Below are 13478 nucleotides of genomic sequence, written 5' to 3' on the forward strand. Positions count from 1 at the left end.
CGGCACGGGCGTGCGGAAGCTCGCGCGGCGGATTGCAGACAGGTGCGCAAAGGTCAAGCGTCACTGGCGGCAAGCTCCTGGAACAGCGCGGTCATCTCGGCCGCAGCCTCATTCCCGGCGAGGAAGGCTTCGGCGCGCGCGCGGGCACCGTGCCGCCACGCTGCCAGCTCCCCGGCGGGCAGTTGCGCCAGCGTATCGATCGCCCCGGCCATCGCCGCGCGGTCGGCAAGTGGCAGGTCGAACCCGGCCTGATCGGCGGCAAGGTTGCGCCACGGCGTTTCGGTGCCGATCAGCACGGGCGTACCCGAGCACAGCGATTCAAAAATCGCGTGGCCGAAATTCTCGCTGCGCGACGGCATGAACATCAGGTCCTGCCCGGCCATCGCCTCGGCGACCTCGGCATTGGTGAGCTCGCCGCGATGTTCGGCCGTGACATGCGGCGGCAGCGCGGCGATCAGGTCGCGGCAGCGTGTCCAATGCGCGGGATCGCTGATCGGGCCATAGATTGAATAGGAGACCGGCGACCGCACCTGCGCGAGCGTTTCGAGCGCGACGTCGAGGCCCTTGACCGGCGAGATGCGCCCGAGAAACGCGGCGCGGAACGGCTCGCCCTCACCGCGCGGGCGGTGTGTCGGAAGCGGGAAGGCCGGGCGGGCATTGCCGATCAGTTCGATGCGATGCGCGGGGAAGGCGGCGCGGACATCGGCACGCTCCGCCTCGCTGGTGACGTGGAAGGTCACGCCCCGCATCAGCCCGGCGAGGGTAACGAGCTGGCGATAGGCCGCCTTGCGCCCGCCTTTTAGCCCCAGCGCGCCGCCCGAAAACTCGCCGCGTGGCGACAGGATGACGCGCGCGCGCGATGTGCGGCCCAGGCGGCGCGCGATCAGCGCGGGGATGGTGAACTCGCGGTCGAAAAAGCCGTTGAGCAGCAATATGTCGTGCGGCGTTTCGCGCAGCAGCCTGGCCAGGCCCTGCGCCCCGGCGCGGCCGACGGGGAGGTAATGGGCTTTCGCATAGCCCAGATCGTGCCAGCGCCCGGCCTCCACCAAAGGCTCCGCCGCGCCGAACGCACGATCACGTGCGACGATGCGGAAATCGAAGCGGTCTGCCAAAGTCTCGCACAGCGCCTTGATGCTGAGGTTCGGCCCCGTAGCCTCATGCCCCGGCCAGAAGGCGCCGATCAGGATCAGGATCGTCGGACGCGCACTCATGGCGTGGGCCACGCGAAGTTGATGCCGTAGCGCGACTTCAAATAGTCGGGGAAGCTGTCGATCCCGTGCGCGGCGATGTGCATCCGCGCTTCGTCGATCTTGGCGTCCATCAGCATGAAGAACCAGAAGCCGTGCAGCGAATGCCACACGAACCCGCGTCGTCCGTCGAGAAAGCCGAGCCGCAGAAAATAACGCTGCACGAAATAGAGCACCGCGCGCAGGTAGAGCGGCGCCCCGCCATAGACTTTGTGGCGCAGGAACCGCTTGAACTTAGCCGCCGGCGTCACGGCGCCGGGCTCGTCATGGTCGCGCACCACGCCCTGTTCGCGCAGCACGAAATCGATCATCTGCAGCGTCGCATAGCGGTTATGCTTGTCGGTCCACCAGCCGATGTCGCGCAGATTCTCGTCGACCAGATCGCCGCCGATGATGCGTTCGACCCGGCCGCGCTCGATCAGCAATTTCTCGTCCATCCAGCGGCTCTCCATCCGCGCGCGACCCGGGCGCCACATGCGCGTCAGCCAGGTGCGGTAATAGCCGCCCCAGCGGATGAACTTGCCGCGAAAGATCACCTTGAGCTTGAGGTCGAGCGCCGACACATCGTCGGGCAGCGCCGGGGTGCGGCTGCGCAGCGCGTCGAGCAGGCCCGGCTCCAGATATTCGTCGCAATCCATGCGCAGGATCCAGTCGGTGTCGATGCCGGTGTTGTCGGCACCCCATTGCACCTGCGCGCCATGCGTCGTGAACGGGTTCTGATAGACATCCGCGCCCAAGGACTTGGCGATCTCGACCGTACGGTCGGTCGAAAAGCTGTCGACCACGACGATGCGCCGCACCAGCGGACGAATCCGCTCGATGCACCGCGCGATATGCACTTCCTCGTTAAAGGAAATGATCAGCGCGGTGATCGAAGGCGCGGCGGCGTCCATCACACCCCGGCGATGTCGAGCGTCGCTTCGCTGACGGCGACCAGTTCATCGAGCGGGATCGGCGCGGCGGCACCGTCGCGGGCAGCGGCGTAGAACGCCTTGACCAGCCCCGCCTGTCCCTTGTCCTGCGCCGAGGCGGATTGCGTGCTGGTTTTGCCGCCGGTGGTGATGTGCAGCTTGCGGAAATCGTCGAGGCGCACGACCGTGCCGCTCGCGAAAATCTCCAGATATTCCTTGGGCAACGACGAGTCGCCGAGCGAGGAATAGAGGATCGTGCCGGTCGATCCGTCGGCAAAGCGCAGCACGGCGGAGACCGTGTCGTCGATTCCCTCTGGCCGGAAAGCGCTGACCGAGACCGGCGGGCCACCGGCGAGGAAGGTGAGCGCGTCGACGAAGTGACACGCCTCGCCCACGATGCGCCCGCCGCCCTGTGCGCCGTGCAGCCAGCTATCGCCCGGCACATGTCCGGCATTGACGCGATAGTGCATCGCGATCGGCCCGGCGCGCGAGGCGATCGCCGCCTTGGCCGCAATCATCATCGGGGCGAAGCGGCGGTTGAAGCCGACCGTGAGCACGCCCGGTGCGCCTTCGGCCGCCGCAACGACATCGGCGAGCTGCTCATGGTCGAGCGCCAGTGGCTTTTCGACGAACACATGCTTGCCCGCACGCAGCGCAGCGGCGGCGAGGCTGGCATGGCTGTCGTGGCGCGTCGCGATGAACACGCAATCGGTGTCGGCATCGTCCAGCACCGTCTGCGGATCGGTCGCGGCGTTGGCGAAGCCCTCGCGCTGCGCGGCGTCATGCGCCGACAGGCCGGTAGAGGTGACGACGGTGGTCAGCCGCTCCTTGCTCGCTTTCTTGAGCGCGGGGACCAGCACCGACTTGGCATAGTTGCCGAAGCCGATGAAGGCGGTGCCGCGCCCGGTCGCCGCGCTCGAGGCATTGACCGGGATCGAGCGCGCGATCGGCACCGGGCTCTCGGGATAGGTCAGCAGGATCGCGAGGAATGGCTCGTCGGTGTCCATCAGCTTATAGGCCGCTTCCGCCTCGGCGATCGGGAAGCGGTGGGTGACCAGCTTGAGCGGGGTCACGCGGCCTTCGGCGACCAGCTCCAGAAACGCCTGCATGTTGCGCTGTTCGGTCCAGCGGACATAGGCGAGCGGATAGTCATGCCCCTCCAGCTCATAGGCCGGATCGTGGCGCCCGGGGCCGTAGGACATCGACAGGCGCAGATCGAGCTCGCGCTTGTAGAAGGGTTCGCGCTCGATCTCCATGCCGGTCAGGCCGACCATGACGACGCGGCCCTTCATCCGGCTGATCTCGGCGGCCTGATTGGGCGGGCTCGAGGATTTGCTCGACGCGGTGACGATGACGGCGTCCGCGCCATAGCCCTCGGTAAAGCCGCGCACCGCCTCGTCCAGCGCGTCGCTGACCGCGACATCCGCGCCCATTTCCAGCGCAAGCTTGGCGCGGCCGGGATTGGGATCGAAGCCGAGCACGCGGCAGCCATTGGCTTTTAGCAGCTGGACGGTGAGCTGGCCGATCAGGCCGAGCCCCATGACGACGACGCGCTCGCCGAGCGTGGGGTTGGCGACGCGCACGCCCTGCAGCGCGATCGCGCCGAGCGTGACGAAGCTCGCCGCCTCGTCGCACACGCCCGCGGGGATGCGGACCGACAGGTTCTTGGGCACCGCATTATATTCGGCGTGGTTGGCCACGGCCGCGCCGGCACAGGCGATGCGGTCGCCGACGGCATAGCCGCCCGCTTCGGCGCCCGCCTCGACCACCGTTCCGGCGAGGCTGTAGCCGAGCGGGATCGGAGTATCGAGCTTGGCGAACACCTTCTGCACCGTGGGCAGCAGCCCTTCGTTGCGGACCTTTTGCAGCGTCTTGCGCACCAGATCGGGCCGCGCCATCGCCTTGCCTGCGAGCGAGCTGCGCGCGAGGTCGATGATCTGCTTCTCGGTCCCCGCGCTGATCAGCGAGACGCGCGTCGCGACCAGATTGCGGCCACGGCCCGAACGCGGCACCGGCGCTTCGATCAGGCGCAGCACGCCGCTGCGATAATTTTGTTCGACCTGTTTCACTTAAGCCCCGTTTTCCCCGACCGACGCGGCCATGAATATGACCTCGCTCTCAAAACAACCGTCCGGGAGTGTCAAGCACAGACGTTGCGTGGATGATTCGTGGCCCATGTCGGGCCACCATGTTGCAGCTTCGAGACGCAGTGGCTGCGATGCGTGGATGGTGAGCTGGGCATCGCCCCGGCGCAGCGTTGCGGTGGTGCCGTCGAGTGTCGCTTCGCACTCCGGGTGGAGCAGCATCCGCCAGCTGGCCGAGTGCGATACCGCGCCCTCGATCCGGTCGTGCAGGCGGATCGTATCGCCGTGCGCTTCGATCCGGCGGCTGACAATCGGGCGGCCTGGAAGGTGCGCATAGCCGTCATGGCCACCCGCCAGCGTGAGCGCGTCGGGCTGGACCTCGGCCTCGCTCACCCAGACGCGCGGACGGCGGCCGCAGCGGAAGGCACCGAAGAAATCGGCCGGTTCTGCGCCGTCGATGGCGAGGACATTGTGATGGTGCGCGCTGCGGCTCTGGTCGCGGCGGGTGCCGGGGACATATTCGAACACGCCCTGATCGACGATCATCCGCTGGCCCGCGACCGACAGCTCGATGCTGCCGATATCGCCATGCGCATGGGCGGGCAGGTCGTCGGGACCGATCCGGCCCTGGTCGGCGATCAGCGTGAGGAGTTGAGTGTGCAGCCCGAAATAGCCGGCGGTCGGGAGCGCGAAGCCGCCCTGAGGTTGCGGAACCGCGCGCCCGGTGGAGCCGGTGTAGGCGGTCAGGCACTCGACGGGCGCATAGGCCATGGTCAGCCCGGCATCGTTGAACAGCGCAGGGGCGCCATCGGGATGCGCGAGCAAGACAGTCGCGCGCGCCATGCCGTCGAGGGCACGGTCGAGCGCTGGGGGTGCTGCGGGGCCGAGCGCGTCGCGCGTCTCGATCAGGTCGGCGAACACCTGCGCATGGTAGGACGGCGAGCGCTCATAATGCACGCCATCGGCCAGCACCTGCCGCGCGAGTTCCTTGTCGAGCAGGTCGAGCGCCCGGGCACGCCAGCGTTCGGCGATTGCGCCAGAGAAGAACGCCGCGCCCCAGCTCAACGCCTTGATATTCTTGACGAGGTGGTTGCCGCCAATGTCGAGTTCGAGATTGCGTTCGAGGAACGCCAGTTGCTGCGCGAGGCTGGCATGGATCGGGCCGAGTGCGGGATCGGCGCGGTCGATACCCCACGCCGCAATCCGCTGCATCCACACGACGACACGGAGCGACAGCGTGTAGCTGTTCCAGCTGTCGTGCCAGTAACCCGGCTGCCAGGGCGGGTTGGCGGCGATCCACTGGTTGATCAGGTCCACGCCCGCAGCGGCGTCGAGCCCCTCCAGATACTCCATATAATGGAGGTTCATCCGCCACAGCTGGTTGGCGACGCCGGGGCCGGGGGCGTCCCAGTCGATCGTCTCGCCCATATCGACCGCGCGGCCAAGGAAGGTGAAGCGCCAGCCAGTGGCGGTGCGCTCGACCTGTCCGGTGCGCGGTGGAAAGCGGGGAGCGGGCGGATTTGGCGCGGGTTGGAGCTGACCCGGCGCAAGGCCGTCGAGGCTGGGCGGGCTTTTCAACGAGCGACGCCGCTGGACCGTCAACCGCGCGCGGGCGAGCAGCTGACCGACCGGCACATGGCGGGCAAAGGCGATGCTGCGGCGTAGGCGGGTGAGGCGGCTCATCGTGCCGCCACCAGCGCCTGCATCTCGCCCAGCAGTCGTTCGGCGAGGACGCGGCGGTCGAATTCACGCGCGACGAAGCTGCGGCCCGATTCGCCGAGCTGTGCGGCAAAGGCCCGGTCGTCTGCCAGCCGCGTCACCGCCGCCGCCAGCTCCGCCGCCGATTCGGGCGTGATCGCGATCCCCGCGCCACCCGCTTCCATCAGTGCCTTGGCCTCGCCCTCGACCCCCAGGATCATCGGGCAGGCCATCGCCATTGCCTCGAACATCTTGGATGGGATCACCGTCTTGAACGTGTCGACCCGGCGCAGCAGCACCAGAGCCGCGTCGCTCGCCGCCCAGATGCCGGGCATCGCCGATTTGGGCTGCTGGCCGAGCATCACGACGTTCGACAGGCCACGCGCGGCGACTTCGGCCACCAGCCGCTCGCGCTCCGCCCCGTCGCCGACCAGCAGGAAGGCGATGTCGCTGCGGTCGCGCAGCAATTCCGCCGCCTCCAGCACCGTGTCCAGCTTATGCGCCATGCCGTGCGTGCCGACATAGGCGGCGACGAACTTGTCGGTCAGGCCGTGCGCGGCGCGGAATTCGGCCTCCGCCGCCGCATCGGGGGTGGTGAAGGTGGTGAGATCGACGCCGTTCTTGACCACCGCGATCGGTCCGTCGCCCCGGCGTTCGCGGATATGCGGCACGAATCCGTCGGTGACCGACACGACCAGATCAGCCTGACGATAGGCAAAGGCCTCGATCGCCTCGAGCAGCTTGATCGCCGCGCCGCGCTGCATCGCGCCGACGGTGACGATGCTCTCGGGCCAAAGATCGCGGATTTCGAGCACCCACGGACGCCGCTTGCGCTTGAGCAGCCATCCGGCGAGCCCGCAGAAGAATTGCGGGGAGGTGGAGAGGACGACATCGGTCTTGGGCAGCCGCCACATCCACAGCAGCACCGACAGCAGATAGGACACATAATTGGCGATGCGCGGCAGAAAGCCTTCATTGGCCGCAAGCCAGGTCCACAGCCGGATGACGCGCACCCCGTCGCGTTCCTCTTCCTGCCACAGCCGGTTGCGATAGCCGGGATAGGCGCGACCGGTGGGGTGGTTGGGGACGCAGGTGACGACGGTCACCTCATGCCCCGACTCTGCCCAGACGCGCGCATGCTCCGACAGGCGCGACGCGGGGGCGTTCACCTCGGGCGGGTAATAATGGGTAAGAACGAGGATTTGCATCGCGGCGGCGCGGTCAGGCGGCGAGGCGCGCAGGATCGCCGAAATAACGCGCCAGCGCCTCGCCCGACCATTCGCGGCCCGATCGACGGGTGCGAATATCCTTGGTCGCGCCTTTCAGCCAGCCGGTGACGGGAATGCCGAAGCCGGTCTTGGGCTTGTTGAGAATCGCGTCGGGCAGCGGCGTGGACGGCGCAGTGCCGAGCATCGCCTTGCCCGCGCCCGGCGTCAGGCCCGGCAGGATCGGGGCGAGCGCCCGGAGCAGCGTGAAATCGACCAGCGGCACGCGGATCTCCAGCGAATGCGCCATGCCCGCCCAGTCCGAATCGCGCAGCAGCTGGTTGCGCATATAGTTGCACGATTCGAGCGCGGCGACGCGGCCATTGGCGCTGCCCGGATCGGGGGTCATGGTCGCGGCGATCAGCCCCTCGGGATCAAGCTCGGCCAGCCCCTGTGCGGCCAGCCCCGCGTCCATCGCGCCGTCCAGTTCGAACGGCAACAGCACCGCGCGGCGCAGCAGATAGGTGCCCGCCCAGCTGCGCGGCAGATCGAGCAGTCCGGCGAGCTTGGGGTTGCGCGCGAGCAGGCCGGGGGCGAGCAGCTTCAAGATCCCGCGGCTCGCGCTCCCCGCACCGGGCACATGCGCGACGGGCCCGAACACCCGGCGCGTCTGCGGGATGGTGCGGAATGTGGAGTAGCCCGCAAGCAGCTCGTCACCGCCAAGGCCCGACAGCGCGACCTTGAGCCCCAGTTCGCGCGTCGCCTTGCTCACGAACCAGCTGTTGATCCCGTCGATCGTCGGCTGGTCCATTGCCGCGAAGATCGCGGGCAGGTCGCCGCGAAACTCCTCGGCGCTGATCTGGCGGACATGATGCTCGACGTCATAGAGCGCCGCGACCGATGCCGCGCCGGGGACCTCGTCGGCGGGTGTTCCGGCAAATTCGGGGAAGGCGAGGGTGCAGGCGCGGATGCGCTGGGCGCCGCAGTCGCGCATCAGACCGACCAGCGCGCCCGAATCGACGCCGCTCGACAGGAATGCGCCGACCTCGACATCGGCGACCATATGGTGTCGCACGCTGTCGCGCAGCGCTTCGGCGACGTCGACCGTCCCGCCGTCCCGCCCGTCCGCAATCGCCTGCGCGACCGAGGCATAGCGGACCGGTTCGCCGACGCCGCTCGCGTCGACCGTGATCCAGCTGCCTGCCGGGACCGCGCGGATCGCGCGATAGATGGTGAAAGGCTCGGGCACCGACCCCATCAGGTGGAAGCCGGTGAGACCAGCGGGCGACGGCTCACGCGAGATCGACGGGTCGGCGATCAGCGCCTTGACCTGCGATGCAAAGGCGATCCGGCCGTTCACATCGGCATAGTAAAGCGGCTTGATGCCATAGGGGTCGCGCGCCAGCGTCAGGCGGCGCTCGCGCGCGTCCCAGATGGCGAAGGCGAACATGCCGCGCAGCCGCGTCAGCATCGCCGGCCCGTGCGCGGCGAACAGCGCGAGCAGCACTTCGGTATCCGATCCGCTGGCGAAACAGTGGCCCTGTGCCTCCATCTCGGCGCGCAGCGACTGATAGTTGTAGATCTCGCCGTTGAAGACGAGGCTGTAGCGCTCGGCGGCGTCGTGCATCGGCTGCGCGCCGCCATCGCTCAGATCGATGATCGACAGGCGGCGATGCGCCAGGCCGATGCGCGCGTCGGCATCGATCCACAGGCCGACACCATCCGGCCCGCGCGCCGCCATCGCATCGCGCACCGCAATCAGCCGTTCGGGGGCGACTGCAAGCGCGCTGTCGCGATGCGCGAACATGCCGGCGATCCCGCACATCGGATCAGACGTCCGTCCGCGGCGGCAGCAGCCGGTTGGCGAAATAGAGCAGCACGTGCAGCACCACAGCCGCGCTGATCGGTCCGATAATGTCGGGCACCAGCATCCCGTCGATGCGCGATCCGGTCCGCAACCCCAGCGCGACGACCAGCAGCAGATGCCACGCCTCCCGCTGCAGCGCGACGACATTGTAGATCGACCACAGGGCCAGGATCGGGGCGGTCAGCGCGGCGAACAACACGATACCCAGCCAGCCAAAGGTCCAATACGCCTCTGCCGGAATGCTCGGGCTGGTCGACGAGTTATAGTTGCCGTTGGCGCGGAAGGTGAACTCGCGCCCGATGTCGGTGATCACCGGCTTGTCGGGATAGACCAGGCGCGGGATCCACACGATGAAGATGTCGCGTAGCGTATCCCCGGGAATACCCTGGTCGTAGAGGCTGATCGCAAAGGTGCCGGCGTTGACGTAGCTGAGCCGCGCCCAGCCAATCTGATAGTCCTGAAGGTCGTCACGTGCCTGATTGTCGCCCGTGGCGCGTGCGCTCAGCACCTGCGTCGTTTCGGACAGCACCGCGCGCCCCTCGTTGCTGCGCGTGACCAATCCGCGCGCATCGGTAACGACGTCGGCGATCCCGAAGTAAAATGGGACCATGATCCCAATTACCAGCAACAGCCGGCGCAGCGTCACGCGATGGTAGAGATAGGCGATCGGCAGCATCATCGCCGGAAAGATCGCGGCATATTTGCTGAGCTGGATCAGACCAACGATTGAGTCGATGATGGTCAGCGCCAGAATAAGCCAGACCCAGCGTGGGCGATTGTTGCGGAGCGCCCAATAGCCGATCAAAAAATAGCCGACATAAGCAAGCTGGCCGATCTGAACGATGATGTTCGGAACTGTGAAAGAAACGATCTGAAGCGTGGCAGGGTAGATGAGCAGATAGTTTGCTGCACTCCCGACGCCCAAAAAGGTAAAGCCGATCGTCTCGGTGGTCAGATTGCACGGCGAGATGAACCGCAGCGTCTTGCCCGACAGGCTGCGCGCGCGGAGCGGCCCGATAATGCCGAGCGTGAACAAGAGGATCGTGGCATGGAATATCGCGACCACGAGGTTGAACTTGAGCACGTCCCGCGGGAAAAAGTCGAAGAAAGATGCGAGCAGATCGCGCGTTTCGGCGTTGAGGAACAGCGTGACGAGCGATCCGACGCCGAGATAACCGACCACCCCGACGCGATACCAAAGCAATGGCGACCATAGTGTGTAGCGATTGGTCGTGACCATCTTGTACACGGCCAGCCCCACCACGACCGACAGAATGACCGGCCCGACATAGTTGGCGACCAGTGCGGCTGTCGAACCATAGGCAATCGCGATGCCATAGAAGATCAGCAGCGCGAAGGTGCCCGCGATTTCACCGATGCCCGGCGTCAGCCCCAGCATCGGATCGCCGTCCGCCTTATGGACAGTCGGCGTCGGCGCGCTGCGATACCGGTCGAGCCAGTTGGCGGCGATCGCGCCCATCAGTCGCGCACCGCGAGCGCGATACAGTCTTCACCGTCCCAGATGACGTTTTCGAGGCGGAAGCCGCGCCGCTCCAGTTCAGCCAGGAACCCCTTCACATCGCCGCCAAAGGCGTGGATTTCGATCCCAACCCGGTCGCTGATGTCGAGCAGGCGGCTTTGCGGATCGGTCAGGAAATACTCGCTGCCCTCGATATCGCATTTGAGGAAGGCGATCCGGTCGATGCCGTGCTGGGCCAGGAAATCGGCCTCCGACACCCGTTCGGCATCGGTGTAATTGGGGTCGGTCGCGACGTCGCTGACCTGTTGCGGGCTGAAAATGCCGACAAAGGCGCGATGCAGGGTGGCGCGGTTCTGAAAGCCGTTGGCGCGCATCGTTTCGTGGAATTTGGCGACATTGTGGGCGCCCGGCTCGACCGCGACGACGCGCGCGGTGGGGTTGCTGGCGAGGGCGAGCGCGCTGAAATTGCCCATGTTCGCCCCCAGATCGACGACCACGCCATGGTCGGGGATCTTCAGGAAATCGTCGCGCGAATAGACCTGGCGTACCCAGATTTCGCGCAGCCCGCTGAACGCCTGGTCGCCCACCAGCCGCGCCTTGGCGCGACCATGCCGTGCGACGAACGGGCCGGTCCCCATCGCCGCGTCGGCGGCCAGCAGGTTGCGCGTGCGTAGCGCGGACGGCAGCGTCACCGCGACCGCACCCGCCCATTGCAGGGCCCGCACCGGCCCGGCGACCTGCGCGATTCCGAAAAAGTCCCGAAGCAGCTTGCCAATCATCCAGTTTCTCGACGTATGCAGCCGCAGGCGCGGCGGCAACAAGGCGTGACGCCCTCCCCGCCAATAGGGCGAAGCGTTCGCGGATGCACGCGGATTTTCCGCAGATGCGAGCGGTTTGTGCAGGGTTCAGCCACGGACAGCGACCGTTTCAGGGCGGCGTGCGGCGATCCGGCCATTGATCCAGCGCAGCAGCGGCTTTTCGACGAACAGATAGACCAGCACGCCGAGCACGACCCCGCTGACGATGATCAGCGCCATCGCCGCCCAGCGCAGCTCCGGTCCGGCGAGCCCCACGCTGCCGATCAGCCGACCCAGCACGCGCTGCGGAATCTCATGCCACAGATAGATGGCGTAAGAGGCGTTTCCGAGCAACATCAACAGATCGTGCAGGCGTCCGCGCAGGCGCACCGCCGGATCGGCCAGGATGACAATCCAGATCATCGCTGCCAGCCCGAACCACGGGGTGAGCGCGCGTGCGGCACGCTCGGCCCCTTCAGGCGCGACCGGTGCCAGCTGCAGAGCGACATCGCGGCTCGCCGCCCAGGCAAAGATGGCGAGGCCGATCAGGCCCAGCGCAACCCTGCCCGACACCGGGATCGCCGGGCGCGCACGCACGATGAAAAAGGCCGCGACCCCGAGCGCGAACAGAAAGGCATAGGCCGAGCCGATCAGCGACACGCCCGCACGCACCCCGCTGAGTTCAGGCACCATCGTCAGCACATAGCCGGCCACGCCCCAGGCAATCAGCGCTGCGATGAACAGCCAGCGCCGGATGAAGGCGAGCAGGAACAGCGCGTAAAAGGCCATCTCATGCGTCAGCGTCCATAGCGCGGGCGGCGCATAGGCGAAGTCGAACGGGATCAGCGTTAAGGAAACCAGATATTCGATCGGGCGCAGCGGCATCCCCGCCGCAAAGCTGAGCGCTGCCCAGGCGACCACCACCAGCGCCACCGGCGGATAGATTCGGACCAGCCGCTTGCGAATATAGCTCGGCACCTCACCCGCCACGCCGATCCGGTCATAATGGATCCAGCAGATGATGAAGCCGCTGAGCACGAAGAACAATTCGACCCCGGCATGGCCGAACAGCAGCCCGACTTCCCAGTTTTGCACCGGCTGATAGCCGTCCGGGGCCAAACACGCAGGCGGCATGATAGGCGACGACGAGAATCGCAGCAGCGGCACGGAAATATTGGAGCGACGGCAGCATTTTAGCCGATGATCCTGAGGAGATCGACGCGCTTTCAAACATTGTTACGGTCCCGAAATATGAACTTCCTTTAACGGAATAGGGTGGCGCTGTCGCCTTGATTGCGGCGTTGCGGCAAAGCGCCTATCTGGACTGCAAACACGGGAATCCCATTTGGTGTTGTCGAAGCTGAAATCACTGTTCGGGGCGTCCGCCGCGGCGCAGGCCGCGTCTGCGGTGCTGCCCGATGGCGAGCGCGTCTATGCGATCGGCGATATTCACGGTCGGCTCGACCTGCTGACCGACCTGCTCACCCGAATCGATGCGGACGATGCGGCGCGGGGGGATGCGCGGACGCGAATCATCTTTCTGGGCGATCTGGTCGATCGCGGGCCCGATTCGGCCAGCGTGGTCGAATTGGCGGCGACGCATGATTTCGGCGGGCGACAGGTCGACTTCCTGCTCGGCAATCATGAGGAAGTGTTCCTCAAGGCGCTGGGCGGCAATCTTGAAACGATGCGCTTCTGGCTGCGGATCGGGGGCGAGGAGACGCTGCTGAGCTATGGCACGCCGATCGAGCTGATCGACCGCGGCCTCGCGGACGAGCTGGTCGCCGATTTCCTGCCGCGCGTGCCGGCGCACCATGTCGCCTTCCTCCACAAGATGACCGACATGGTGCGGATCGGCGATTATTGCTTCGTGCATGCCGGTGTGCGGCCCAATGTCGCGCTCGACCGCCAGAAGCCCGAGGATCTGCGCTGGATTCGCGAGCAGTTCCTCAGTTTCGAGGGCGGTTTCGGCGCGACCGTGGTGCATGGCCATTCGATCGCGGCGCAGGTCGAGGACCTGCCCAACCGGATCGGGATCGACACCGGAGCCTATGCCACCGGGCGGTTGACTGCGCTCGCGCTGGAGGGCGGCGAGCGCTGGTACCTCGCGACCGAGGGTGCGGCGGGGTGACTCCCTAATCCTCCCCCGCCAGGGGGAGGTGGCGCCGAAGGCGACGGAGGGGGAGGGC

The 13478-nt window shown here is 66.7% G+C and carries 10 protein-coding genes; 1 reads left to right on the forward strand and 9 read right to left on the reverse strand.

Annotated elements, in window-relative coordinates:
- Window positions 1–53: 53 nt before the first annotated feature.
- The 9 genes from AX681_RS14215 to AX681_RS14255 all read right to left on the reverse strand — a co-directional run bounded on the left by AX681_RS14215 (window position 54) and on the right by AX681_RS14255 (window position 12423).
- The gene (locus AX681_RS14215) at window positions 54–1211 is read right to left on the reverse strand and encodes a glycosyltransferase (protein WP_066661496.1); all 1158 of its coding nucleotides are present in this window, start codon (window positions 1209–1211) and stop codon (window positions 54–56) included.
- Window positions 1208–2140 (reverse strand): glycosyltransferase family 2 protein, encoded by a 933-nt coding sequence (locus tag AX681_RS14220; protein ID WP_082738012.1) that lies wholly within the window; start codon window positions 2138–2140, stop codon window positions 1208–1210. Before AX681_RS14220 ends, AX681_RS14215 begins: the two co-directional genes overlap by 4 nt.
- Complete coding sequence (locus AX681_RS14225; protein WP_066661498.1) at window positions 2140–4227, reverse strand: bi-domain-containing oxidoreductase; 2088 nt, start codon at window positions 4225–4227, stop codon at window positions 2140–2142. The genes AX681_RS14220 and AX681_RS14225 overlap by 1 nt, the downstream gene beginning before the upstream one ends.
- Window positions 4228–5925 (reverse strand): heparinase II/III family protein, encoded by a 1698-nt coding sequence (locus tag AX681_RS14230; RefSeq protein ID WP_066661500.1) that lies wholly within the window; start codon window positions 5923–5925, stop codon window positions 4228–4230.
- Window positions 5922–7148 (reverse strand): glycosyltransferase family 4 protein, encoded by a 1227-nt coding sequence (locus AX681_RS14235; RefSeq protein WP_066661503.1) that lies wholly within the window; start codon window positions 7146–7148, stop codon window positions 5922–5924. The genes AX681_RS14230 and AX681_RS14235 overlap by 4 nt, the downstream gene beginning before the upstream one ends.
- A 13-nt stretch (window positions 7149–7161) precedes the next feature.
- Complete coding sequence (gene asnB, locus AX681_RS14240; protein ID WP_066661510.1) at window positions 7162–8970, reverse strand: asparagine synthase (glutamine-hydrolyzing); 1809 nt, start codon at window positions 8968–8970, stop codon at window positions 7162–7164.
- 4 nt (window positions 8971–8974) lie between these two features.
- Window positions 8975–10492 (reverse strand): hypothetical protein, encoded by a 1518-nt coding sequence (locus AX681_RS14245; RefSeq protein ID WP_066661512.1) that lies wholly within the window; start codon window positions 10490–10492, stop codon window positions 8975–8977.
- Window positions 10492–11271: an FkbM family methyltransferase gene (locus AX681_RS14250; protein ID WP_066661514.1), complete on the reverse strand. Its 780-nt coding sequence runs from the start codon at window positions 11269–11271 to the stop codon at window positions 10492–10494. Before AX681_RS14250 ends, AX681_RS14245 begins: the two co-directional genes overlap by 1 nt.
- A 126-nt stretch (window positions 11272–11397) precedes the next feature.
- Window positions 11398–12423 (reverse strand): acyltransferase family protein, encoded by a 1026-nt coding sequence (locus tag AX681_RS14255; RefSeq protein WP_082738013.1) that lies wholly within the window; start codon window positions 12421–12423, stop codon window positions 11398–11400.
- Window positions 12424–12637: 214 nt separating this feature from the next.
- Here AX681_RS14255 and AX681_RS14260 point away from each other — a divergent pair, with 214 nt between their 5' ends.
- Window positions 12638–13420 carry a metallophosphoesterase gene (locus AX681_RS14260; protein ID WP_066661519.1) on the forward strand — a complete coding sequence of 261 codons (783 nt, stop codon included), beginning with the start codon at window positions 12638–12640 and terminating at the stop codon, window positions 13418–13420.
- The last annotated feature ends 58 nt before the right edge of the window (window positions 13421–13478 follow it).

Origin of the sequence: Sphingomonas sp. CCH9-E2, assembly GCF_001557215.1 — a bacterium.
GTDB lineage: Bacteria > Pseudomonadota > Alphaproteobacteria > Sphingomonadales > Sphingomonadaceae > Sphingomonas.